The 26,195-nt window shown below is 43.3% G+C and carries 14 protein-coding genes; 8 read left to right on the forward strand and 6 right to left on the reverse strand.

What is annotated here, in order from left to right:
• The first annotated feature begins 107 nt into the window (after positions 1-107).
• The 5 genes from VB714_RS23760 (at position 108) to VB714_RS23780 (ending at position 14,929) form a co-directional block, all read left to right on the forward strand.
• Positions 108-1,880 (forward strand): hypothetical protein, encoded by a 1,773-nt coding sequence (locus tag VB714_RS23760; RefSeq protein ID WP_323227332.1) that lies wholly within the window; start codon positions 108-110, stop codon positions 1,878-1,880.
• On the forward strand, positions 1,877-2,458 hold the full coding sequence (locus tag VB714_RS23765; protein ID WP_323227334.1) for a hypothetical protein: 582 nt from the start codon (positions 1,877-1,879) through the stop codon (positions 2,456-2,458). The genes VB714_RS23760 and VB714_RS23765 overlap by 4 nt, the downstream gene beginning before the upstream one ends.
• 143 nt (positions 2,459-2,601) lie before the next feature.
• Positions 2,602-4,461, forward strand: a complete 1,860-nt coding sequence (gene ftsH3, locus VB714_RS23770; RefSeq protein WP_323227335.1) for an ATP-dependent zinc metalloprotease FtsH3 — start codon at positions 2,602-2,604, stop codon at positions 4,459-4,461.
• 399 nt (positions 4,462-4,860) lie between these two features.
• Positions 4,861-10,290, forward strand: a complete 5,430-nt coding sequence (locus VB714_RS23775) for a GAF domain-containing protein (protein ID WP_323227337.1) — start codon at positions 4,861-4,863, stop codon at positions 10,288-10,290.
• A gap of 43 nt (positions 10,291-10,333) precedes the next feature.
• On the forward strand, positions 10,334-14,929 hold the full coding sequence (locus VB714_RS23780) for a response regulator (RefSeq protein WP_323227339.1): 4,596 nt from the start codon (positions 10,334-10,336) through the stop codon (positions 14,927-14,929).
• A 1-nt stretch (position 14,930) separates the two neighbouring features.
• On the opposite strand, the gene VB714_RS23785 is transcribed toward VB714_RS23780, so the two are convergent.
• On the reverse strand, positions 14,931-15,260 hold the full coding sequence (locus VB714_RS23785) for a hypothetical protein (protein ID WP_323227340.1): 330 nt from the start codon (positions 15,258-15,260) through the stop codon (positions 14,931-14,933).
• A 155-nt stretch (positions 15,261-15,415) separates the two neighbouring features.
• On the opposite strand from VB714_RS23785, the gene VB714_RS23790 reads away from it, so the two are divergent.
• Complete coding sequence (locus VB714_RS23790; protein WP_323227343.1) at positions 15,416-15,895, forward strand: DUF4079 domain-containing protein; 480 nt, start codon at positions 15,416-15,418, stop codon at positions 15,893-15,895.
• 79 nt (positions 15,896-15,974) lie between these two features.
• On the opposite strand, the gene VB714_RS23795 is transcribed toward VB714_RS23790, so the two are convergent.
• The gene (locus VB714_RS23795) at positions 15,975-17,516 is read right to left on the reverse strand and encodes an LCP family protein (RefSeq protein ID WP_323227344.1); all 1,542 of its coding nucleotides are present in this window, start codon (positions 17,514-17,516) and stop codon (positions 15,975-15,977) included.
• Between the two features lie 283 nt (positions 17,517-17,799).
• Here VB714_RS23795 and VB714_RS23800 point away from each other — a divergent pair, with 283 nt between their 5' ends.
• Both VB714_RS23800 and VB714_RS23805 read left to right on the forward strand, forming a co-directional pair.
• The gene (locus VB714_RS23800) at positions 17,800-18,861 is read left to right on the forward strand and encodes a mannose-1-phosphate guanylyltransferase (RefSeq protein ID WP_323227346.1); all 1,062 of its coding nucleotides are present in this window, start codon (positions 17,800-17,802) and stop codon (positions 18,859-18,861) included.
• Positions 18,862-18,927: 66 nt separating this feature from the next.
• A complete protein-coding gene (locus VB714_RS23805) occupies positions 18,928-20,580 on the forward strand; it encodes an AarF/ABC1/UbiB kinase family protein (RefSeq protein WP_323227348.1) in 1,653 nt (550 codons plus the stop codon).
• Between the two features lie 67 nt (positions 20,581-20,647).
• Here the strand turns inward: VB714_RS23805 and VB714_RS23810 are convergent, their stop codons facing one another.
• The 4 genes from VB714_RS23810 to VB714_RS23825 form a co-directional block, all read right to left on the reverse strand.
• On the reverse strand, positions 20,648-21,637 hold the full coding sequence (locus VB714_RS23810) for a DUF389 domain-containing protein (protein WP_323227351.1): 990 nt from the start codon (positions 21,635-21,637) through the stop codon (positions 20,648-20,650).
• Positions 21,638-21,696: 59 nt separating this feature from the next.
• Entirely contained in the window at positions 21,697-22,554 is an 858-nt protein-coding gene (locus tag VB714_RS23815) for a cyclic nucleotide-binding domain-containing protein (RefSeq protein WP_323227353.1), read from the reverse strand.
• A gap of 83 nt (positions 22,555-22,637) precedes the next feature.
• Complete coding sequence (gene recG, locus VB714_RS23820; RefSeq protein ID WP_323227354.1) at positions 22,638-25,112, reverse strand: ATP-dependent DNA helicase RecG; 2,475 nt, start codon at positions 25,110-25,112, stop codon at positions 22,638-22,640.
• Positions 25,113-25,181: 69 nt separating this feature from the next.
• On the reverse strand, positions 25,182-26,195 hold a 1,014-nt coding region (locus tag VB714_RS23825; protein WP_323227356.1), incomplete at its 5' end, for a tetratricopeptide repeat protein.

Below are 26,195 nucleotides of genomic sequence, written 5' to 3' on the forward strand. Positions count from 1 at the left end.
GATTCTTTATCTATTATTGCTTTCTCTTTTGAAACAATTAGAGTTACTTATTCCTTGGTTACATGAGCGGGGTTTTGAACTTTGTCTTATGAGGTGCAAGATCTGAGTTGAATCCTCAAGGTTATCCCTTTGCAACGCAAGATTTACTCGGTTTATATACAAACGATACTTATTTAGAACTTCCAGAGGGGAGCGCGATCGCGATTCGGGTTGCGGAAGTGTCCGGCACTTATACGGATCCTGAGACAGGCACAACTACTATCTATGATGGGTTTTTAGATGCTGAGGATGATGTCGTTATCTGGGGTTCGTGGTTGGAGGAGTTAAGTTTCAAATCATCGGGCGCTGTTGTTTCCGGTGGTGGTGGGAGTAATGTTATTGAAACGGCGGGTTTAATGGGTGTTCAAATCATAGAAAAAACGGGTGGGGGAAAAATTCTTGGCGAATTGAATCGTCAAGAATCAGGCTCAAGTATTTCTTACGATCTTCTTGAAGTCGGTTGCACTATGGGTCAGATTGGTTCTATTACTATTGGTTATTGGGTATTAGGGCAAAAATTAAAAGTCCCGCATAGGGGGATGGCTGACTACAATCCAGACTTGAAGAAATTACAAATTTTGGATGCTTGGGATATGAGCGTTTTGGCTGAATTTCGCTTGCTCGATCTTATGCCAGAGGGCTATAACTCTAGCTCTTATTACGTTGATATTATGACGATTGACACTTCTGCCTACGAGGGAAAAACCGCCGCTTTGCGCTTAATCAATAATGATGAGGTAAAGATGACTTTGTATCATACTCGAGGAAATGCGATTAATTTCAACAAATTAAAACCTAGAGATGCTGTTTTTCTAGAGATTTCCAAGCAGATTGCAGTCAAAAGGTTTGATGGGCAAATAGAATTTTTCCCTCGCAATGGCGGGGATATTTTCGACGATACAAGTTTAAGAAATTGGGTAACAACTGAAATCGAAGGACTAGATACTACGATTAGAAATTGGACTACTTCAGAAATACAGAATTTAGATACATCACTACGAGGGTGGGTAACAACTGAAATCGGAGGACTAGATACTACGATTAGAGATTGGACTACTTCAGAAATACAGAATTTAGATACATCACTACAAGCGTGGGTAACAACTGAAATCGGAGGACTAGATACTACGATTAGAGCTTGGACTACTTCAGAAATACAGAATTTAGATACATCACTACAAGCGTGGGTACTGGAAAGTATTGCTCCTCTAGTAGAGCAGAAAGTGCAAGAGGCGATCGCCACACTAGCTGCACCTTATCTTGTAGGAGAACCTGTATTTTGCTTCTCTAAGATATTGGGAACAGATATGATAGTAAGCAATGGTGGATGGACTTGGCTTCGTGGGGATTTGTGGACGGGTAGTACCATCGGAAACGCTACATCGTCTGCTTATCTTGCTGATAATAGACTAGAAAAACTGTACCTAAGTTGGGGTGGTACTCAGTTAGATTGGGATAATAATTTACCTTTAATCTTTCCTCAAATTAAAGGGAGAAAAATTACCGTTGCCGGGCAAGGATCGGGATTGAGTGACAGGGCGATCGGGGAAAAGCGCGGGGAAGAATCTCATGTAATGGGTATAGCTGAAATGCCTTACCACGGTCACGGTGGTGGTAATCATGGTCATTGGCTTCGTATTCATCGCACTGATAATTTTCACGGTATAGGCGCGGGAAATGTCCCTAATATGCTTTTGTCTGAAAATATGGGGATTGCAAATGTTGACGCTTACCTTTCAGGAAATATCATCAATCCTGAAGGTGGAAATCAACCCATGAACGTTCTCGATCCTGATATTTCTTTGCCCTTATTAATCTTTTTAGGAGTTTCAGCAATATGATAACTATTTCTCAAACAAAAGAAGCGATTACTTTAGGAGAGTTTACTTTTTCCTCTGAATTTCTTATTAGTAAAGGTTTCCCGTCGCTTAATACAGAAATAAACTCTAGGTACTATAACCCTGAAAAAAATTTATTTTTCCAATCAAATGGACAGTATCAAAGTAGTGGGGGCGAAATTCCTTGGAAGGAAGGAGAAATATTTTTTAAGGAAAGAAAAGTTCTCCATGAGGAATTTTTAGAGTCATCATTACCCGAAGTTGTAGAAACTCCAACATCTGAGACTCTATCCGCGTCTCCCTTCAATGCCGATCGCTTCCTCCTCAATGCGGCACAATCCCAGCTTTACCAGTTGGGTAAAAACTCCCAAGGGCAAGCGCGGATCGAGTTTGAGGAAGTGAGAGAAATTGTCAATGGCAGAATGCTTTTTATCCCAGAAGCGATCGCCCCTAACGGTCTGTTGCAGAAAAATCTGCAAGAACTGGTGGCAGCGTTGGGGGATGATGTGACAGAAGAGGCGATCGCCGAATTTAACCAACTCCTCAGAAAAGATATCGGTGTTGACTGGACAATCGATTAAACTTTACTGGGGATTAGTTAATATAGTGACATGACAAACGCAAAATAATAAATCTGTCAACAAGCGCCTCCTCGCTTCCAGCCAGTGAAGCCAGCCATCTAAATATATCCACCCTTACACCGTTACGATAGGAGTTCCACCGCGTGAGCAACAACAAAAATAAAAAATGGCGCAATGCAGGACTGTACGTTCTTTTGGTGATTGTCGTCCTTGCCTTGGGGTCTGCCCTATTAGAGAGTCCAGGGGAAAGTCGCAAAACTTGGAAATATAGCCAACTCATCCAAGCCGTGCAAAGCGATCGCATCGATCGCATTAAACTCAGCGCCGATCGCACCCAAGCCCTCGTTACCGATCCCGATGATGCCAACGGCGCTCAGGCGATCGTCAACCTTCCCAACGATCCCCAACTGATTCAGATTTTAACGGAACATAACGTTGATATTGCCGTTCAACCCCCGAAAGATGACGGCTTTTGGTTTCGCATTCTGAGCAGTCTTTTCGTCCCAGCCTTATTATTAATCGGTTTATTTTTCCTGTTACGTCGCGCTTCTAGCGGTCCGGGTTCCCAAGCGATGAACTTTGGCAAATCAAAAGCGCGGGTACAAATGGAGCCTCAAACCCAAGTTACTTTTGGTGATGTAGCTGGTATCGAACAAGCTAAATTAGAACTCGCTGAAGTCGTAGACTTCCTCAAAAACGCCGATCGCTTTACCGCTATTGGAGCCAAAATTCCCAAAGGCGTTCTTTTAGTCGGACCTCCAGGAACGGGTAAAACCCTCCTCGCTAAAGCCGTTGCAGGAGAAGCTGGCGTTCCTTTCTTTAGCATTTCTGGTTCCGAATTCGTAGAAATGTTCGTTGGTGTCGGTGCTTCTCGGGTACGCGACCTTTTTGAGCAAGCCAAGGCGAATGCCCCCTGTATTGTCTTCATCGATGAAATTGATGCCGTCGGTCGCAGTCGCGGTGCGGGTTTAGGGGGAGGGAACGACGAACGGGAACAAACTTTAAACCAGTTACTGACGGAAATGGACGGATTTGAAGGCAATACCGGAATTATTATTATTGCCGCTACCAACCGCCCCGATGTGCTGGATGCTGCCCTGTTGCGTCCCGGTCGCTTCGATCGCCAAGTTGTGGTCGATCGCCCCGACTATGCCGGTCGTCGGGAAATCCTTCAAGTTCACGCCCGAGGTAAAACCCTGGCGAAGGATATAGACCTTGAGAAAATTGCGCGTCGGACTCCAGGTTTTACCGGTGCAGATCTGTCTAATTTGTTAAATGAAGCCGCAATTTTGGCAGCGCGGCGCAATTTGACGGAAATCTCAATGGACGAAATCAACGATGCGATCGATCGCGTCTTGGCAGGTCCTGAGAAGAAAGACCGGGTGATGAGTGAGAAGCGCAAACAATTGGTGGCTTACCACGAATCAGGCCACGCTTTAGTCGGCGCACTGATGCCAGACTACGATCCCGTTCAGAAAATTAGTATTATTCCTCGGGGTCGCGCGGGGGGTCTGACCTGGTTCACTCCTAGTGAAGAACGCATGGACTCTGGCTTATACTCTCGTTCTTACTTACAAAATCAAATGGCTGTTGCCCTTGGGGGGCGCGTCGCGGAAGAAATTATCTTTGGGGAAGAAGAAGTCACCACGGGGGCTTCTAATGACCTGCAACAGGTGGCACGGGTTGCCCGTCAGATGATTACCCGCTTCGGCATGAGTGAGGTTCTCGGTCCTGTGGCCTTGGGTCGCCAGAATAGTAATGTTTTCCTCGGCCGGGAAATTGCCAGCGATCGCGACTTCTCTGATGAAACGGCAGCCCTCATTGATGAGGAAGTTCGCAAGTTGGTGGATGTGGCTTATAGTCGTGCGACACAGGTATTAACGGAAAATCGCACTATTCTCGATCGCCTAGCCGAAATGTTAGTCGAAAAAGAAACTGTTGATGCCGAAGAATTGCAAGAACTCTTGAATACAAATGACATCAAAATGGCTGCTTTCGTATAGGGGTTTGGTCTCCAAACCCCCTTATTGATAGATCAACCGAAAAATCGTAGGGGTTTGGTCTCCAAACCCTTTTATTGATAGATCAACCGAAAAATCGTAGGGGTTTGGTCAACAACCGAAAAATCAAAGTAGGGGTTTGGTAACCAAACCCCTACTTTATTGATAGACAAAAATTGTGCCTCCCGAGCGAGTCGTGCCACAATGGGGAAAAGATTAATCTTCACGAAAAATTAAAGGGTTTGGAGACCAAACCCCTACCAACCGAAAAAATTAAAGGGTTTGGTGACCAAACCCCTACCAACCGAAAAAATTAAAGGGTTTGGTGACCAAACCCCTACCAACCGAAAAAATTAAAACGAAAACTTAAGAAATTTAACCTCCTATTTACCATTATTTCCCATGACAGCCCTTTCTTCCCCTCTTTCTGCCTCCGATCCCAATACCGCGAATGGCTCTGGTACCCAGCCAGATGGCGAAACCCAGACGAAACTCGCCTCTCCCAACCTTGAGACAGAATTCGAGCAACTACGCCAACAACTCACTCGGGTGCAAGAACAAATGCGCCAATCTCGCGATCGCAATGCCCTTCTTTCCTTGACCTGCGATCGCCTTAGAGAACTCCTACAAGCCTCGCGGGTCTTAGTTTACCGTTTTAGCAGCGATCGCCAAGGGGAAGCGATCGCCGAAGCTGTGGAGCGAGGTTGGACTCCTACCCTCGGGGAAACACTCCCAGCTACCTTTTTTGGTGGCGATCGCCAACAAGATTACGATCTTGCCGATTGTACGGCGATCGACTATATCGCCAGTACAAAAGTTACGCCCTACCAACTGCAACTGCTGGAAAAATATCAAGTCCGCGCTGGGCTTAGTTGCCCGGTTCGCATGGGAAATAAGGTCTGGGGACTGCTCTCTATCCAACAGTGTAACGAAGCGCGGCGCTGGAACCAAAGGGAAATTGGTTTGCTCGAACAAATGAGTGTTGCTTTGGCTCTTAATTTAGTGGGCTATCAATTCCAAGAAGAAATTGAACAACAACAAGTTCGAGAAAATGCGGCAACTAAAGTGATTACCCGCATTCGTCGTTCCCTCGATATTAAAACTATCTTTCAAACCACAACCCAAGAAGTTCGTCAGTTACTTAAAGCAGATCGCGTGGGCATTTACCGCTTTAATACCGACTGGAGCGGTAAATTTGTGGCGGAGTCTGTGGGGGCGGGTTGGTCTTCTCTCATGCAAAATCCTGTCGATTCAGAGCTTTTACGGGGGAATAGCGAAGATTGTAACCTGAAGTTAATGGTGGAAGGCAGCGATCGCAACGGTCGTAGCGAGATTGTCGATACTTATCTGGAAAAGACAAAAGGGGGTGCTTATACAAAGGGGCAAAAGTACCGAGTCGCTGATGATATTTATGATAAGAACTTCCCAGCCTGTTATATCGAACTGCTTGAACGCATTCAGGCTCGTGCTTATTTAACAGTGGGGATTTATCAAGGAACAAAACTCTGGGGCTTACTGGCAACTTATCAGTGTTCCGCTCCGAGAACTTGGGAAGAAGGGGAAATTCGCTTGCTGGTGCAAATTGCCGAACAGTTGGGAGTCGCCCTACAACAAGCCTCAACCCTACGCCAACAGCGCTTACAAGGTGAAAAGCTGAAAAAAGCGATCGAGCGAGAAAAAACCGTCGCCCAAACGATCGATCGCATCAAACAGTCTACGGAAACGCAAACGATCTTTCGCGTGGCGACGGAATCTATTCGCAAACTTCTCAAAAGCGATCGCGTTGTTGTCTATCGTTTTACGCCGGACTGGGGGGGGGAATTTGTAGCAGAATCTGTGGGAGAGGGTTGGATTTCTCTCACAAAAGCACAGACGGAAGATGCGAAAATTATTGCTGGAACTACAGATAATATCGACACGGAAGGCTGCACGATTAAACAAATGCAGGTCAGGGAACTGGCTGCTCGCGATACTTATTTGCAAAAAACCAAAGGAGGGACTTATCAGGCAGGAGATAAGTATCGTGTTTGTAATGATATCTACAAGGCTAATTTTCCTGGCTGTTATATTGAACTTCTCGAAAGTTTTCAAGCGCGTGCTTATGTTACTGTGCCGATCTTTCTCGGTCAGAAACTCTGGGGATTATTGGCTAATTATCAATGTTCTGCGCCGAGAATTTGGGGAGAAGAAGAGATCGATCTGGTGGTCAATTTGGGTTCTCAAATGGGGTTGGCTTTGCAACGTGCCGACGATATGGCACAAGTACAAGGACAGGCGAAGAAATTAGAAGAAGCGGTGAAAAGAGAACGCACTTTGGCTTTAATTGGAGATCGCATCAAACAAACACAAAAAACTCAAAGTATTTTTAAAGTTGCAACTCAAGAAGTGCGGCAATTACTCGGAGCCGATCGCGTGGGGATTTATCGCTTTAATAGCGATTGGAGTGGGGAATTTGTCGCCGAGTCTGTTGATGGGCAATGGAAGTCTTTATTGCGGGAACAAATTGAAAATGAAAGTTTATTAGAAGCGACGAATGTGAATATCAATACAGAGGGATGTACGGTTAAGAAAATGACGAGTTTGGATTTAATTAGCAAAGATACTTATTTAGAAAGAACTCGGGGAGGAACTTATCAGAAAGGGGATAAATATCGCGCTTGCAATGATATTCATAATGCAAATTTCCCCCCTTGTTATATCGAATTATTAGAACTATTTCAAGCTCGTGCTTACATCACCGTTCCCATTTTTCTCGGCAAGAAACTCTGGGGATTGATGCCAACTTATCAATGTTCGGGTCCGAGGGAATGGACTCCAGAAGAAATTAATTTAGTGGTGAATTTAGGTTCCCAATTGGGTATTGCTCTGCAACGGGCGCAGGATTTTGAACGAGTACAGATTCAAGCGAAACAGTTAGAGGAAGCGGTGAAACGGGAACGAACTTTGGCTTTAATTGGCGATCGCATTAAGCAATCCCAAGAGACTAAGGAAGTCTTCAAAATCGCAACTCAAGAAGTGCGGCAATTACTCGAAGCCGATCGCGTGGGTATTTACCGCTTTAATAAGGATTGGAGTGGGGAATTTGTCGCCGAGTCTGTTGATGGTAAGTGGAAGTCTTTATTGCGGGAACAAATTGAAGATGAGGGTATATTAGCAGGAACGAAACTGAATATCGATACAGAGGGTTGTACGGTGAAGGAAATGACCGCTTGGGATTTGGTCAGCAAAGATACATACTTGGAACGAACTCAGGGAGGGACTTATAAAACTGGGGATAAATATCGAGTCTGTAATAATGTTGATAAGGCGGATTTTCCACGCTGTTATCTGGACTTATTGGAGCGCTTTCAATCAAAAGCCTACATTACTGTACCCATTTTCCTCGGCAAGAAACTGTGGGGATTGATGGCGACCTATCAATGTTCGAGTCCGAGGGAATGGACTCCAGAAGAAATCAATTTGGTGGTGAATTTAGGTTCCCAATTAAGTATTGCGCTGCAACGGGCGCAAGATTTAGAACGGGTGAAAGCTCAAGCGAAAAAGTTAGAAGAAGCGATCAAACGAGAACGCACTTTGGCTTTGATTGGCGATCGCATCAAACTATCTCAAGATACTAATGAGATTTTTAAAATTGCGACCCAAGAAGTGCGGCAATTACTGCAAGCCGATCGCGTCGGAATTTATCGTTTTAATAAAGATTGGAGTGGGGAATTTGTCGCGGAATCTGTAGCGGGAAACTGGAAGTCTTTGTTACGGGAACAAGTTGAAAATGAAAGTCTATTAGAGTCTACAAAACTCAATATTGATAGCGAGGGTTGTACGATCAAGAAAATGACCAGTTTAGATTTAGTCAGTAAAGATACTTACTTGGAACGAACCCAAGGGGGGACTTATCGGACAGGCGATCGCTATCGTGTTTGCAATGATGTTGATAACGCTGGTTTTCCGCGTTGTTATCTCGAACTTTTAGAGCGATTCCAAGCTCGATCTTATGTTACCGTACCCATTTTTCTCGGCAAAAAACTTTGGGGTTTAATGGCAACTTATCAATGTTCCCAACCGAGGGAGTGGAGTGAAGAAGAAATTAACCTGGTGACAAACCTGGGTTCTCAAATGGGGATCGCCCTACAACGGGGACAAGATTTGGAACGAGTGAAGGCGCAAACTCGCAAACTGGAAAAAGCGATCGAACGAGAACGGGCGATCGCCACCATTAGCGATCGCATTAAAGAATCGCAAAATATCGAAACTATTTTTAACATTGCCACGCGAGAAGCCCGCAAGGTCTTTAATTCAGATCGGGTGGGTATTTACCGCTTTAATGAAGATTGGAGTGGAGAATTTGTCGCTGAATCTGTCGGAAACGATTGGTTGCCCCTCTTAAGGGTTCAAGCTGAAGATGTTAGCCTCTTGGAAAAAACGAAAGCGAATATCGATACAGATGGTTGCACCATTCAACAAATGCGGGTGCGAGAACTCGTGTCTCGGGATACTTATTTAAAAGATACAGAAGGGGGTAACTATCGTAAAGGGGAGCAATTCCGCGCTTCTAATGATGTCTATAATTCTGGCTTCTCCACTTGTTATCTCGAATTATTGGAAAGTTTTCAGGCTCGTGCTTATATTACCGTGCCGATTTTCCTCGGTCAAAAACTTTGGGGTTTGATGGCAAACTATCAATGTTCGGGAACGCGGGAATGGGAAAGTGAGGAAATTCAACTGATGGTACAATTGGGATCGCAATTAGGTCTGGCTTTACAACGGGCGCAAGATTTGGAACAATTGCGCCAACAGGCACGTAAGTTAGAAGAGTCGGCACAACGAGAAAAAGAAGCACGGGAGGTGCTACAACGTCGGGCGATCGAGTTATTAGTGGCAGTGCGTCCGGCATTAGAAGGGGATTTGACGGTTCGCGCCCCTCTCTCGGAAGATGAAATGGGGACGATCGCCGATGTTTATAACAATACGCTGCAAAGTCTGCGAAAAATTGTCATGCAGGTGCAAACCGTTACCGCACAAGTTGCTGAGACTTCAATTGGCAGCGATACGCAAATTCGCAAACTGGCAACCCAAGCACAGCAACAAACTCAAGAATTAAATGTTGCCCTTGATGAAGTGCAAAAGATGGTGAATTCCTCTCAGGATGTGGGGGCAAATGCGCGGGCGATCGAACAAGCGGTACAGAATGCCAATGAGACTGTTAAATCGGGCAACACGGCGATGAATCGCACCGTAGAGGGGATTTTAGCGATTCGCGATACTGTAGCGGAAACGTCCCAGAAAATTCGCGAGTTGAGTGAATCTTCCCAGAAGATCGATCGCGTGGTCAATCTGATCGGCGATTTTGCCACGCAAACTCAATTGCTTTCTCTTAATGCAGCGATCGAGGCAACTCGGGCAGGAGAATACGGTAAAGGTTTTGCAGTAGTTGCCGATGAAGTGCGATCGCTGGCACGACAGTCGGCGAATGCGACCTCGGAAATCTCTAATTTGGTGGCGGAAATTCGTCAGCAAACCGTGGAAGCGATCGCCGTAACTGAATCTGCGATTTCTCGCGTAAGTGCTGGGACAACTTTGGTAGAAGAAACCAAGGGTAACTTGAATGCGATCGCGGCTGCAACTGCCCAGATCGGTAAATTGGTGGAAGATATTACCGAAGCCACTCAAACGCAATTGGATCGATCTCAGTCTGTCACCCAGACGATGCGGGCAGTTGCAGCTATTTCTAACAGCACTTCGGAAGAGTCTGTGGAACTTTCGGAAACGTTCCAAAATTCTTTGGCAACGGCACAACAATTACAAGCAGTGGTGAAGCAGTTTAAGGTGGATTGATAATTGATAGTTAATAGTAGATAATTGAAAAGGGGGATTGAAAATGGCTGAATTAAAGGAATTGGATTTACAAAAACTTGCCGGAAAAATGGCAAGCTCTCTTTGGTCTTCTGTTAAAAATTGGGACTATTTTACCCAAGATACAGTGGGGAAAGAAGTGGCTAAAGCTGCGGATAGTCTTTGGGGAGAAAATCCAGATTCTCAAAATGGCCAAACAATATCAATTCCCATTGACGATGAAGAAGATAATCATAATCAGTCACCTGTTACTCGTCACCCATCATCATCGATCGCAATTTCTATTGATGATGAGATTGAGACAGAAGGAAAGGATTTAACAAATCAAACTATCGAGAAGGAAGTCTCGGCTTCAATGCCAATTGATTTTGACGAGGAAGAAATTGAGACAGATTCTGGTGATTTTTCGTCAGAGATTACAGCAGAAACAAGTCAAACTATCGAGAAGGAAGTCTCAGCTTCAATGCCAATTGATTTTGACGAGGAAGAAATTGAAACAGATTCTAGTGATTTTTCGTCAGAGATTACAGCAGAAACAAGTCAAACTATCGAGAAGGAAGTCTCAGCTTCAATGCCAATTGATTTTGACGAGGAAGAAATTGAGACAGATTCTAACATTCAAAATTTACAAACCCTAGAAGAAGAAATTTTTGCTTTCCCAGATTCCTTGGCGATCGATTTGAGCGATCGCAACGAAGAAATCAAAACTGAAAATCCCTCGCAAACCTCCCCCAATCCTATCCTTACACTTCCAACAATGGAGAATCAGCCCTTAGACAATACTCCTCCAGACTCTCAATTTCAAGCCCCTAAGATTAGACCACCAAAACCTTTACGAAATCCCGAAGGTTACGAATATTTTCTCAGTGAATCCCGAGAATTGCTGGCAGAAATCGAACAGCAACTTTTTGCCCTGACTCCAGAAGCAAGTACCAATGATATTTATAGCTTGATGCGGGCAACTCACACACTTAAAGGGGCTGCTGCTAATGTTGGACGAGAGACTATCAAAATTATTGCTCACAATTTAGAAGATGTTTTTCGGGCGATGCTTGCCCCCGAAGCTGTTATCGACCAAGAATTAGAATCACTACTATTTGAAGGCTATGAATGCTTGAGAATGGCAATATCAGCAGAATTAGTACAAGATGCAGATCGAGATGATGACCTCTTAAATCGTGCCGCAGACCTCTTTGTTAAGTTGCAAGAGAAACTAGGAGACTGTTTCGATCATCAGCCTCCCTTACCGAGTTCTGAAGAATTGGGTTTTGACCTCACTAAATCTATATTTGAAGTCGGAGTGAGCCAAAGGATAGAGGAGTTAAAGGAGCTTTTATCAAAGGGTGCAAACGAGAACGCGATCGCCTCCGTATTACAAGACCAAGCGAATGTATTTGTGGGTTTGGGGGAATCTTTGGGTTTACCTGGTTTTGGGGCGATCGCGACGGCAATTTTGTCCGCGATCGCAGCACATCCCGATCGCGCTAGAGAAATCGCCCGTTTAGCGTTAGAAGACCTCAAATGCGCCCACAAATTAGTTTTAGAAGGCGATCGCGATCGCGGCGGCCAACCCAGTATTATGTTACTGGAATTAGCAGGAGAATCGGGAACAGTATCGGAAACAACGGCGATCGAGGCCATTTCCTCTCATAATAGCGAAGATTTTGATGAGTTAGAAACGGGTCAAGATTTAGAGGATTTACTTGCCCCTTCAATCGTTGAAAATACAACTTTTGATGACAATGAAGACCCTTTTTCCTTCATTTATTCAGAGTCAACGAGTGAACTAACTTCAGGATTTGTTCCTGATATTAATTTGGATATTAGTGAAGAATTTCCTCTTATTTCTCCCACGGAAAGAGAAGAATTAGATGCTTCTTTTGAAGAACTAGAAATTCAAAACGGTGACGACTTATTAATGGAGTTCGATAGAGAAGAACCCATCGATTTTATCTCAGAAGATGAAGGCTTTTCTGATGCTAATTTTGATAGTGAATTTGGCGAATTAGAATTTAGCGAAACATCTGGAGAATTAGAAGATATAAACGTTAATCGTTTAGAAGACGAGGCAATTTTCCTTGAAGAAACGTTTGGGAATATTGGGGATATTCCCGATGATTTTGATGTTGATGTGCAGAGTGCAACCGTCTCGGAATTTTCACCCGAAGCTGCGATCGTACCCGAAGAAAATATAAATTCAGTACCAGCAGAACAAGAATTGATTCCCAGTAATATTTGGGATATTGAGGATAACGAATCCGGTGAACTGCTAGAATCAGAACTCGATCTAACAGAAGATACTATACCAAACAAGCCACAAATTAAAGAAGAAGAAATTTTTCTCAGGGATACTGAAATACCAGCAACTCAAACAAATTTAGATGCTATTCCTTCTTTAGAGGAAACTTTTGGTGCTTTTGATTTAACAGAAAATTCTCTCGATGTTTCAGAAGAAACTGAACCTATTTTTCTAGACGATCCTCCTCCATTACAGGCCAAAACTAAACAGAAAAGAGAAAATATTCAGCAAGAAATCGTTACAAAAAATCCGGTCAAACCGACAATAGAATCAATCCCTCCTGCAAAAACTATTGCGAAAACCTTACGAATTGACCTCGAACAATTAGAACTTTTCAACCATCTTGTTGCTGAACTTTTAATTAATCAAAATCAACTTTCCTTGAGAGATGAACAGTTTCAAAGTGCCGTTCAAAAATTAGCAGACTGGATTCGACGACATCGTTTAACCCTCAATCAATTGCGCGATCTTGTCAATCATTCGGTCGCTCAAAGTGAGAGAAAAAGCAAGAGTAATTATAAACAAATTCACCCATTAAAAAAACTGCTTTATTCTGCCTTAGAAGAAACTTCACAAATTACCCAGGCAACGGAAGATATTAACTTATTAGCAAGAACAACAACTGCAACGATTGAACGGGAACAACGCTTATCTAACCAGTTACGAGATAATATGCAAATTGCGAGAATGGTTCCTTTAGAGAATCTTCTCAAACGATTTCCCCCGATGGTAAAGCAACTTTCTTTTACTCATAAAAAATCCGTTGATTTACAGGTACAGGGGGGACAGGTAACAATCGATAAAACCGTTGTTGATAATCTTTATGATGCTTTACTTCACCTCATTCGCAATGCTTTCGATCACGGGATCGAATCCCCAGAAGTTCGCCTTCAGAGAGGGAAATCAGAGGTAGGAAATATTTTAATTCGTGCCTATAATCAAGGGAATCGGACTATTATTGAAGTACGAGACGATGGGGAAGGATTAAATGTTGAAAAAATTTGCCAACAAGGAATTAAAAAAGGATTGATCGGCGATCGCGAAGCCGAAGAAATTCAACAACTCCCCCAACTAGAAGCAAGATTATTAGATTTATTGTGTTCTCCAGGTTTTTCTACTGTTTCTCGGGTCAGCGATTTATCGGGACGGGGTGTAGGTTTGGATGTCGTCAAAACTCAACTTGAACAAATTAAAGGGACTCTGCGGGTTCAATTTATCCCGCAACAGGGAACTGTTTTTTCGATCCAAATTCGCGAATCGTTGATGAATGCAAGATTGCTCATTTGTCAAGCAGGGCGATCGGTTTATGGGTTTGTTTCTAATGAAATTGAACAAGTTTTAATTCCAGGGGAAAAAGTGCGGCGTTTAGCGGGTCAAAAGATGTTAGATTGGCATCAAGATGGGCAGGATTTTACCATTCCTATTTATGAATTAACTTCGTTATTTAATTATTCGCGATCGCTGCCCCAGTGTCGAGGTTTAGCAGCAGGGGAGTTTCAATATCAAGAACTTTCGCCAATTTTAACAGCAGCAGAAAATGTATCCCCTATTCTCCTCTTAAAAGGACGGGAAGGGTTTATTGCTTTGGAAGTCGATCGCATTCTCGAAGAACAAGAATTAGTGATTAAACCTCTATCCAATGCGATCGCACCTCCAGCTTATATTTACGGTTGTAGCATTCTCGCTGATGGTCGTCTCGCCTTAATTATTGATGGATTTGCCTTGGTCGGTCAATCGCAAAATAAAGAGGCGATCGCCCCCCAATTAAACCCCAAAGAGAGTCTCCTGCGAGAAGTAGTCCAACCTCCAACCGAGTTATCGACGCAAACCCTCGGGCTATATATTCCCGAGTCCAAGACGACGGAAAAACCACCGGAAACAAATTTACCCTCTTCTCCCCTTGTCACGAATAAACCCCAAATTCAACAAGTTAAAACTATTTTAGTGATTGATGATTCCCTCACGGAACGCCAAACCCTCACTTTAATTTTGCAGCGATCGGGGTATCGCGTTTTGCAAGCTAAAGATGGTTTGGAAGCATTAGAACAATTGAAAAGCAAGGAAACCATTCATGTTGCCCTCTGCGATATTGAAATGCCTCGCATGAATGGTTTAGAATTTTTAAGTGTTGTCAAACAAGATAAAACCCTGCCACAAATTCCCGCGATTATTCTCACTTCTCGCAGTCGAGATAAGTTTCAACATATTGCCCTAGAATTGGGTGCCTATGCTTATTTAACAAAACCCTATCTAGAAGGCGAAATTCTGGGAGTCGTTGCAGAGGCATTAAGCACTACTGAACCTAGGCATAACCCTAAATAGGCTAAGATTCGCTATCCGGAGTTTCTCCTTCTAAAATAGCCTTTAAACGAGTACGAAATTCTCCTTTAGGATGCCCACCTTTTACTTCTCCTAAAACAGAATTCTCATTTTCAGGAGAATCACAAACCAAATAAGTTGGCCAGCCCATGCCCTCTTTATTGGGATATTGACTGAGGAGAATCTTGCGATACTTGCGATAAGTGGCAGTATCCTGCATTTTGACATCAATAAAGTCTAAATCCAACTCTTGTGCCACCTTTTGGTCGTAAAAGGACATTTTGTGACAAATACCGCAGTCTTCAGAAGAAAATTTAATTACTGTTCGACTCATTTTGTGGTTTTACTCCCAGTGCGATCGTCTTTTCTCATTCTCGCAAATAATTGCCCTTCTCTTCTCTCTCTCCCGTCAGAATCTCTAGGTTACAAATTATGAAAATATGTTAATTTTATTTAGATTGGTAATAGTTATAGAACGAAGGGACACCTATGAGTTTTGAAATTCCAGAAGCCGTCAAAACCTACTCGCAATTCTTCCATCCTGTTTTAATGTGGGTGTTATTGGGTTTAACTATTTATGCCCTCTATCTTGGTATCGGCATCAAGCGCACCCGAGAAGCAGATAAAGACACCCGAAAAGAACTGGTTAAGAAGAAGTTTAACACTCGTCATTACCAAATTGGTTCTGTACTTCTTGCCTTGATGGTCGCGGGAACTGTTGGGGGGATGGGAGTCACCTACATTAATAATGGTAAACTCTTTGTCCAACCTCATTTGCTAGTGGGGTTAAGCATGACGGTGGCGATCGCGGTTTCGGCTTCTTTAGTACCATTGATGCAAAAAGGCAATGCGATCGCGCGTTACACCCATATTTCTATCAATTTAGTCTTGTTGGGGTTATTTGGTTGGCAAGCAGTGACAGGAATGCAAATTGTGCAAAAACTGCTTGGGTTGATGGGTGTAATTTAACTCTTCTTTCTAAATCCGCTTTGTAGTAGCGACGTTGCCTGCAACGTCGCTACAGGGTTTCAGACGATCTCGATCCTCTCTATTTTTTCTTCTCTTCTGCTTCTTTCTCGTCCTCTGCAATCACATCAAACCAATCCGATCCAATCCGGATGGTAATTTCCGATCCTAAATCTCCTGTAGAATCAGCCTGAATTTCTCCAAAACCAAGAGCCTCTTTTAAAGCCTTCGCTGCCTCAATATCTCCCTGTTGAACCACGATTTGAGTTTTTCTCAATAATCGTGCTGATTGAGATTGAGCGTGATAGAGATTGCCAAATCCCACTTCCTCAATGTGTTTTGCTGCTAATTCCGGCAGTTGGGAGTCATTGGTGGCATTTTGTAGGGCAATACGGACGCGGTTGTGAGAGCGATCGCTTTCAACAACATAATCTCCATCTCGTTCAAAATACTCGCTGACAATGCGATCGCGTCCCTGTCGAGACATCAGCCAATAACTGACTCCTTCAAATTCATCAGTATTGCTAAAGCGTCCCGGTAGCAAGACCATCTTGATTTTCTCTTTTTCCAAACTCATGCCGAAATTCACTAAAGCCATCATTTCTTCAAGACTTAAGTTAGTATCAACATATTGCAGTGCCATTTGTACGGCTTGAGGTAAGCGAGGAACAACCGCAGGACTTTTCAACCGTTCCCGCAACGCCTTTAATAAGACCTGTTGGCGCTGAACTCGTCCAATATCGCCGTATTCATCCATACGGAAACGAGAAAACTGTTCGGCGCGATCGCCATCTAAAGTTTGCCAACCTGGTTTGAGGTCGATTTTTAACTTTTGAGTAACATCGGTATAAGACATGGGATAAGGCACAAACACCTCAACCCCCCCGACTAAATCCACTAAATCCTTAAAGGCATCATTCGTCACCCGCACATAGCGATCGATAGGGACATTATTTAAAGTGTTACTCACAACACGGCTTGCTAACTCAGCCCCCCCTCGAGAATTTGCACTATTGATTTTGGCGACTCCTACTCCATCAATGAAAACTTGGGTATCTCGAGGAATCGACAGCATCCGCACGGTATTATCCGTCGGATCGAATCGCAAAAGCAACATCGTATCGCTGTTGCCATTAAAAACCTCATCGCTGCCTTTTTCAGCATCAAGAACGCGATCGATCCCTAATACAAGAATATTAACCGGGCGCTCAATTTGATATTGAAAAAGCGGGGTAATTTCTTGGGTTTTGATTTTATCCCCAGTACCTGTAGGAATCGGAGTCCCTGCTGTAGCAACCTTTTCCGTCGCACTCAACACATTGGGAATCGAGGGAAGCGGCCCCACCATGGCCACTGTAGCCCCCACTGTGGCCGATAAAGACGCAGCCGCAAAAAAGCTGGCACTCCATAAAAAGCGCCGACCCCAACCCACAGGGCCCTCAGCCGGAGACGATCCGGTTTGCGAAGATTCGGTTTTTTGAGTGCGATCGCCTTTCTCCACAACAGAATTTACTGTTGTCTCTGGCGATCGCGTTGCCGATCCGGAAGAATTAGGAGTGGTCGGTAGCGATTTAGCGCTATTGTTCACATTCACCTCAACACCATCAAAATCTAAAGTTAGCATTAACATTTCCCCGCTTTAAAAAAGACGGGAATTTAGACAAATCCACCCGTGGACTTACTTTTACCTTGTTCAGCTTATGTCATTTAGGAATATTCCTCCCTCTGCCTAGGTTCTTCATGCAGGATTATAGCGCTTTTGACATCTCCCCGCTTTAAAAAGACGGGAATTCTGCTGTTATTTTTTGCATTTTACCTGTTGTCCCCTAACTATCCCCTATCTACATCCCATCTCGGACTCGGACAGGATAGGATAGAAAAAATTTCCTTCTTAAAGGCAATCCGTAATGAAGAAACCCCTAATCCCCGTCATTCTAGCAGGTGGCAAAGGCGAACGCTTTTGGCCCCTCAGTCGTCGCGAACGTCCCAAACAGTTTTTAAGCCTTGACGGAAGCGGCAGAAGTCTCTTACAGGGGACTGCCGATCGCCTGCTCGATCTAGCGGGAGGATGGGACAATCTTTGGGTGATTACTTCTGCTTTACTCGCTTCTGGGGTTGCAGAACAGTTACCCTTGTTACCAAAAAGCAATTTATTAGTAGAACCAGAAGGAAAAGATACGGCTCCGGCAGTCACTTGGGCTACATTGGAGGTGGCCAAGCAATATGGGGAAGATGCCATTTTGGGCTTTTTTCCCGCAGATCATTGGATTGGCGATCGCCCTGCTTATGAGAATACCTTGAGAGGGGCAGTGGAATTAGCGGAAACCCAAGGGGCGATCGTCACATTAGGCATTACCCCGACTTATGCTTCTACAGGATACGGCTATATCGAACAAGGGGAAAAAATTGGCTCTTTTTCTCAACTTTCCGGCTATAAAGTCAGCCGTTTCACGGAAAAACCCGATCGCGAAACCGCACAACAATTTATCGAAACTGGGGGATTTAGTTGGAATAGTGGTATGTTTATTTTCCGGGCTGCGACGGTACTTTCCGAACTGAAAATTCACGCCCCACAAATTCTGCAACCTTTGCGAGAAAAAGGACAAGCAGCCTATCCAGAATTGGAGAAAAATAGTATTGATTATGCCTTAATGGAAAAAACTGATTTAGCCTGCGTTATTCCTGCCGATTTTGGTTGGGACGATCTGGGAGATTGGAATGCGATCGAACGATTGCTGAAAGGAAATGCGGAAAATACTGAATTAGCCACTCATATTGGACGCGATACCCAAGGTTCTATTTTCTATGCCAGTAATGAAGAAGATATCATTGTTACCATTGGTTTAGAAGATGTCGTTGTCGTCCGCGATCGCAATGTCACCCTCGTCGTCCACAAAAGCCGCACCCAAGAAATCAAACAAGTCCTCAAACAGCTACAAACCGATCCTAAATTTGCAACCCTGTTATAATTCTCGATGCCCCATTTTCTCTTCTTTTTTCCTTAACTGGGCGATCGTTCCCTATTCTCTAAAATTATGGTTTTAGCATTAACACAAAATACATCGCGACAACGAGAAATCATCGAAATAGTCTTCGGGAATGGTTGGGACTATATGCGCGGAGTTTTAACAGGAGGAAAACTGGGAGAACCGCAAATTCCTACCCCTGAAGTTCTCCGCAATATTCTCGTCGAGTTGGGACCTGTCTATGTCAAATTAGGACAACTACTCAGTACCCGTCCGGACTTACTCCCTTCTAGATACATTAAATCTCTTACGGCATTACAAGCAAAAGTTCCTACTGTTTCCTGGTCTCAAATTGAAGGAACAATTCGTCAAGAACTCCAGCGTCCGATTGAGGAAATATTCGCAAAAATAGAGACTCAACCCGTTGCTGCGGGGTCGATTGCCCAGATTCATCGTGCTACTTTAAAAGATGGTCGAGAAGTGGCCATGAAAGTACAGCGTCCAGGGATCGATCTCATTGTCGCCCAAGATATCGATCTGATTAAAGCCGTTGCTGAATTGATTTCAGTAACAGATTTTGGTAAAGATTATGATGTTGTAACATTAGCTGATGAATTTACTAAAGCCTTACAAGCCGAATTAGATTTTAATAAAGAAGCAAATTATACGGAACAATTACGCGAAAATTTAGCTAAAAGTTCTTGGTTTGATTCTCAAGAATTAATGATTCCTAAAATCTATCGGGATTTGACGACCAAAAAACTATTAGTTTTAGAATGGTTGGATGGAACACCTATTTCTGAGGCAAAGATTATTCCTCGAAAAGAAGCCGATGGAGATATAAAACGCCGTCAAGAAATCGCCACGTTGCTCTTTCGTGCCTTTTTTCAGCAGATGTTTATTGATGGTTTTTTTCATGCAGATCCCCATCCCGGTAATATCTTTTATTTAGACAGCGATCGCATCGCTTTAATTGATTGCGGTATGATCGGTCGTTTAGATCCTCGCACCCAACAAATTCTCGTAGAAATGTTACTGGCAATTGTTGATATTGATGCTAAAAGATGCAGCCAATTAACCTTAGAATTATCAGAAACAACGCAACCCACGGATCTGATTTCCTTAGAACGAGACTATGAGAAAATGTTACGCAGATACTATAATCTCAGTCTCGCAAAAATAAACTTTAGCGAAGTATTCTACGAAATTTTGTCGATCACCCGCAAGAACAAAATAAAAATGCCCGGAAATATGGGACTCTATGCTAAGAGTTTAGCCAATTTAGAAGGGGTTGCTCGCGGTTTTTATCCGGAAATCAATTTACTTGATGAATTTAAACCCTTAATGACGGATTTATTTCGCCGTCAACTTTTGGGAGATGAACCCCTACAAACAGTTTTGAGAACGGCATTAGATTTAAAAGCCCTTTCTGTACAAAGTCCGCGACAAATTGAGGTGTTATTAGATCGTTTAAGTTCGGAAACCTTGCAGTGGAATCTACAAATTCGCGAGTTACCTTCCCTGCGTCGCAGTATGGATGATTCTGCCAATCGTTTATCTTTTAGTATTGTCGTAGGTTCGTTAATTATGGGAGCATCACTATTAGCAACAGGTGCGCCCAATCCCCAGATTTCTATTTTAAGTGAGATTCTGTTGGCGATCGCCACGTTTTTAGGGTTATGGTTGATTGTTAGTATTTTGCGATCGGGACGGCTGCGTTAATACAAAATAACTGTTTTTTCTTAACTCGCGATCGGTCAAGAATATTTTGCAGACCCGGCGATCGCCACTAATCGGAAGACTTGACTAAGTGCGAAAGCGTTACATCAAAAGTCACTGTAAAAGGTTGTCCCATTTCATCTTTGAGGAGTTTTTCTACCTCTTGAACTTCCTCGGGTTGGATATCCTCTCGAACTTGAACGGTTAAAGTAATGGAAGGGGGATTTGTTTTCCAGTTGACCTGGGATTGTGTTAATTTAATATCCGGTCGGTTCAGAAAAGCACGGCTAACCAAAATGCGTTTGAGGGAGTTATTCGCACGAGTTTTCCCTGACAATTGCCAAAAGCTAATACCCAGAGGAATCGCCAGAAGCAGAAAGAGAAAAATTGATACCCCCCAAGAAAGAGTGCGACTGAATTCGCTACTGCGGGCATAACCGCTTATCACATAAACACCCAAGCAAGCTAAATTGATTCCTGTGAGATTAGTAATGTAAAGTAACATTGCTCCACTAGAAGCTGATATATCTCCTTGAGAGAGAGAAAGACCGACAACACAAAGAGGAGGCATAAGAGCAACCGAGATCGCTACTCCAGGAATCGCATCGCCAATAGAGGGACGAATTTTAGCGTAACCCCCTACAGCCCCTGCTACAACAGCAATAGAGAGATCGATAAGAGTGGGTTGAGTGCGAGACATTACTTCTGAACCAAACTCAGGTAAGCCCACGATCGCCCCCACCATCCAAGAAACAAAAAGAGAGAGAATTGTACCGAAAATGATGGCTAGAGAACTCACTCGCAAAAGTTCCAGATCGCCTTCTAAAGTGGCAAAGGAAAAACCCCGAATCGGTAACATAAGAGGGGCAACAATCATCGCACCGATAATGACTGCGGTACTATTAATTAATAATCCCAATGTCGCAATCAGACAAGAAGCAAGGATGAGAACAAGATAATGTTGCGTTAATTTAGATTCTTCGAGAAGAGATTGTCGCAGTTTGAGAATAGGAATTGCACCCAAACCATTTTTTTTAATCGTTTGCCAAATTTTTTGCATTTTTTTATAGAGAGATTAGCGATCGCCCCAAATCAAGAAATTAGTTCTCATAACTCGATCTAAAAATCGCGACTATGTTCGTAATCCCAGCATTGTTCTTCAATCCAATAGCTACCTCTTTTTTCGCAAGTATCAGCATCATCAATATAAGGAATAATAGCGGGAAAAGAGCGATCTTGCGATAATTCAGGGGTTGTCCGATAATAAGAGCCTAATAAATAAGCACCGATCAAAGCCATAAATCCTCCCACCGCCATTAATACCATAAATTGCGCTCCTTTGCGAGCAGTTTTAGCTTGTTGGATTTCCGAATTTAGATTCAAGAGTTGTTTTTTAATTTTAAGATTATTATGTCTTAAATGTTCTGCCCGTTTGAGCAATGTTACCCGCAACTGTTCGAGTTCTTGTTGAGAAGAAGAATTGCGTAACTTTTCAATTGAGTCTAATAAAGAATCATTTTGCTGCAAAAGATTAAAAACTTCATCCGTGAGTAACTGCATTCGGTTGCCAATTACTCGGGCAATATGAATGGATAATTTGCCCCCGATACTGCTACCATCAGACATTAATTTCTCAAAAGCCGATCGCGCGATCGCAAAGGTCATCATTACCGTTTTTGCGCGAATAGTACAACTGCGAGGGGTTTTCATAATCACCCCTAATTCCCCCAAAACATCCCCTCGTCCTACATCGCGAATATGTTTGCTAGAACCGTCCTCGGACTCTTTCAGGATTTCTGCTTCTCCGTGTAACAGAACCAGGATAGAATCACTCTCATCTCCTTGGCGCATTAGGATATCATTATCTTTAAAGTTAACCAATGTTCCCGCTTCTCGGAGTTGGCCAACTTCCTCTAAAGACAGATTTTTACCGATATCGGTTTGTTTGAGGATTTCGTATAATTCTTCGACATACATCGTTTTTTTCCTTCTACACTAAGATTATGCTCTAGCTTGACAAATTTTTGTAAATTTTACAATAGAAAAGAATTAATATAACTTTATGTTAAAATCGTCCCTCCCATCATTTTTTGATAGCGTGCCTCTAACTCTTTTTTGAGTGAAGATATTCCCCCCAAATTTCCATCAGCCAGAATGATTTTTTCCGCAGCATCTCTCGCTAATACTAAAACCTCCTGATCTTCCACCAAACTCGCCAAAGCAAAGTCTGCCAAACCCGATTGTTTTGTCCCCAAAACTTGCCCAGGACCTCGGAAACGCAAATCCATTTCTGAGATAAAAAATCCATCTTGAGACTGTTCCAAAACACTCAAACGCTGGCGAGAATCGGGACTCTTACTACTACTCATTAAAAAACAATAGGACTGATGCGAACCTCGTCCCACTCGTCCCCTTAACTGGTGTAATTGAGAGAGTCCAAATCGTTCGGCATTTTCAATTAAAATAATAGTTGCATTAGGAATATCTACTCCTACTTCAATCACGGTTGTGGAGACAATAATCTGCACTTCATTCTCGCGAAATTGACTTAAAACTTCATCTTTTTCTGCCGAACTCATGCGACCGTGTAACAGTCCCACCTTAAAATCGGGAAAAATCTTTTCCTGTAAATGTTCGCTTTCCTGAATTGCTGCCCGAGCATCCAATTTCTCTGATTCTTCAACCAATGGTAGAATAATATAAGCCTGTCTTCCTTGCACAATTTCTCGACGGATTAAATCATAAGCCTGTTGCCTCTGTTTGCCTGCTAATGCTGTTGTTTGAATGGGTTGTCGTCCTGGGGGTAATTCATCAATTTGAGAGACATCTAAATCGCCATGTAGGGTTAAGGATAAGGTGCGAGGAATGGGAGTTGCAGTCATGGTTAAAACATGGGGAGATTCTCCTTTTGCGAGTAATTTTGCCCGTTGATGGACTCCAAAGCGATGTTGTTCGTCAATGACGACTAAACCTAAACGACGAAATTGTACGGGGTCTTCAATTAAAGCATGAGTGCCTACCAATAAAGGTAATTCTCCTGTAAATAAATGACCGTGAATTTCTCTGCGCTTGCGAACTTTTGTCGAACCTGTCAGCAAATCTGTAGGTAAATAAAGTAAATTAAACCAGTTAACTAATTTTCGATAATGCTGTTCCGCTAAAACTTCCGTTGGTGCCATTAATGCTGCTTGATAGCCAGATTGAATCGCGGCCAAAATGGCAAAAACTGCAACAATTGTTTTTCCCGATCCCACATCTCCTTGTACTAAACGATTCATGGGTGATGAGGAATTTAAGTCCTGTAAAATATCGCTAATAACCCGTTTTTGAGCATCGGTTAAAGTAAATGGTAACATTCCTCGAAAGCGATCTAAAAGTTCTCCTTTTGGGGAAAAAACTGCACTATTTTGAACTTGTTTTTGTTGTTGACGACGCTGAAGAAAACCCAGTTGTAAATAAAAGAATTCATCGAAGACTAAACGACGACGGGCATGAGTTAAGGCTTCACGATCGCCAGGAAAATGAATATTAGCGATCGCCTCTTTTAAATCAATTAAGCCATACTGTTCTTTAATTTCTTGGGGTAAGGGATCTTCAAGGCGATCGCAGGCAGGAAGTGCCGCTAAAACCGCCCGTCTCACCACATCCGCAGAAACCCCTTCCGTGAGGGGATAAACAGGCAAAATACGCCCAATATTTGGAGATTCAATGGCAGCCCCAGGACCGTCGAGAATTTCAATTTCTGGGTTGTCTAAAGTAATCCCATATTTATTCTTTTTAACCAGTCCCGAAGCGGCGGCGATCGCCCCTACAGGATACTGTCTTTTTTGCTGTTCTTGCCAGCCTCGGTTGCTAAAACGCGGACCGTGAAAAAAGCGATTGAGTTTAATTTGTCCCGTGCGATCGCGCAGTCGCAGATCGAAAATAGTCAGTTTTCTATTCTTAGGACTGGTGAAACAAGTACAACTTTTAATACTTCCCACAATTGTCACTGTTTCCCCTTCAACCAATTCGGTAATATTGGCTTGACGGGCATAATCAATATGGTCTCTCGGGTAATAAAATAGAACATCCCGCACGGTGTTTAAATCCAAACGCACCAAAGCGGAAGCACTCCCGCGCTGTTGGATTTCTGGTAAAGATTTGAGGGGTGTATCTAGGGTTAAATCTTCACTTTTAACCTTGCTTTCTAGCTCTTTAACCCGTAAAGATTCAGTTTTACTTGTTTTTGAATCTAAAGGAGGAGAAACTTCTCCTGCACTCTTCTGGAGGTCTTGGAGGAGAGGGCGAGCAATATTAATCAGAGTCTCTCTCTGGTCGCGATCGCATTCCTGATAAAGTGCAAATTCCTGCACCATCGCCTTCCAGCGACGGCGTTGCACCGGGGTTCCCACCGTAATAGGTAACGGTTTGCGGAAATTTAGCACCATAAACTCACTAAAACGGTACTTTTTGCCCTGGAGGTCGCAAAAACCCCTTTCCGCTTCTATCGTTAACGATTTTTTCAGTCTCTCCCAGTCTGGTAATTCAGCCACGTCCCCTTACTCCAAATTTGACCCTCTTTAATTGTACTAATGCACTACCCATTCTAGTTTAAATTTTTTCTAGTAGGGCGATCGCGGTCTACCAAAAGGAAAATCATAAATCACTTGGGAAAGTTCGTTCATTAATTGGCCGCGAGATTGTTCGTCATTGAGTTTTTGGGCGATCGCGATCGCATTTTCATATAAAATAACAGCCATCTCTCGCCGTCCTAAAGCGCTATGATAACGAGCATACAATGATAAACCTGCCAATTCTTGCGCTAAATTCTTTTCATTGCGTGCTAAATCAATCCACCAATCTAGAGATTGAAATGCAGCACTAAACTCATTAATTTTGCCATAAGAAACCGCCAATCCCCGTAAAGCGCGAAAGAGATTTTCCATATCTCTTCCTTCCCGAGAGTACCACCGCGCTAAACGATATTCTGCCACGGCTAGATCGTGTTGTCCCATAGCAGCATAGGCATTACCCAAATTATTAAACGTATTCGCTTGTCCCGCAAAATCCCTAAAACGACGGCGAAATATATTGGCTTGTTTGTAGTATTTAATCGCCGCTTCATAGCGACCCAAATAAGCCGATGCTAATCCCAAATTACTTAAACTTAAACCCTCTCCTTCCTGATAACTGATATAACGAGAAAGTTCGAGGGCTTCAGCAAAACTGGCCTCTGCACCGAGGGGATTACTATTCGTTAAAAGGATGGTTCCCAAATTATTTAAACCGTGAATTTGTCCGCGCACATCTTGTAGATCGCGGGCGATCGCCAAACGACGACGCAAAACATTTTCCGCTTCCGCATAATACCCCGCTTTGGCAAATGTCACCCCTAAATAATCATAAGTTGTGCCGATCGCTTCTGTGTCGCCAACCCTTTCGTAAAAGTCTAAGGCTTGTAACCACTGGGCGATCGCCTTATCGAATTCACCTTTTTCGTAAGACTGTCCCCCCAACCGTAACAGCAGGTCCCCCTCATTGCGATCGCTTCCCCGTTGCGTATTACCGGGACGCAGATGCAAGGGAGGTATTTGCAATTGTTCGTTAAGATTGTCTATAGATTGAGCTAGAGACTG

The organism is Spirulina sp. 06S082, assembly GCF_034932145.1.
In the GTDB taxonomy this organism is placed as follows: Bacteria; Cyanobacteriota; Cyanobacteriia; order Cyanobacteriales; family Spirulinaceae; genus CCY15215.

What these genes read in the sequence shown, in the direction of transcription:
- VB714_RS23765 (WP_323227334.1), top strand. Translation starts at nt 1,877, where the DNA reads ATGATAACTATTTCTCAAACAAAAGAAGCGATTACTTTAGGAGAGTTT.
- VB714_RS23775 (WP_323227337.1), top strand. Translation starts at nt 4,861, where the DNA reads ATGACAGCCCTTTCTTCCCCTCTTTCTGCCTCCGATCCCAATACCGCG.
- VB714_RS23780 (WP_323227339.1), top strand. Translation starts at nt 10,334, where the DNA reads ATGGCTGAATTAAAGGAATTGGATTTACAAAAACTTGCCGGAAAAATG.
- VB714_RS23785 (WP_323227340.1), bottom strand. Translation starts at nt 15,260, where the DNA reads ATGAGTCGAACAGTAATTAAATTTTCTTCTGAAGACTGCGGTATTTGT.
- VB714_RS23790 (WP_323227343.1), top strand. Translation starts at nt 15,416, where the DNA reads ATGAGTTTTGAAATTCCAGAAGCCGTCAAAACCTACTCGCAATTCTTC.
- VB714_RS23795 (WP_323227344.1), bottom strand. Translation starts at nt 17,516, where the DNA reads ATGCTAACTTTAGATTTTGATGGTGTTGAGGTGAATGTGAACAATAGC.
- VB714_RS23800 (WP_323227346.1), top strand. Translation starts at nt 17,800, where the DNA reads ATGAAGAAACCCCTAATCCCCGTCATTCTAGCAGGTGGCAAAGGCGAA.
- VB714_RS23805 (WP_323227348.1), top strand. Translation starts at nt 18,928, where the DNA reads ATGGTTTTAGCATTAACACAAAATACATCGCGACAACGAGAAATCATC.
- VB714_RS23810 (WP_323227351.1), bottom strand. Translation starts at nt 21,637, where the DNA reads ATGCAAAAAATTTGGCAAACGATTAAAAAAAATGGTTTGGGTGCAATT.
- VB714_RS23815 (WP_323227353.1), bottom strand. Translation starts at nt 22,554, where the DNA reads ATGTATGTCGAAGAATTATACGAAATCCTCAAACAAACCGATATCGGT.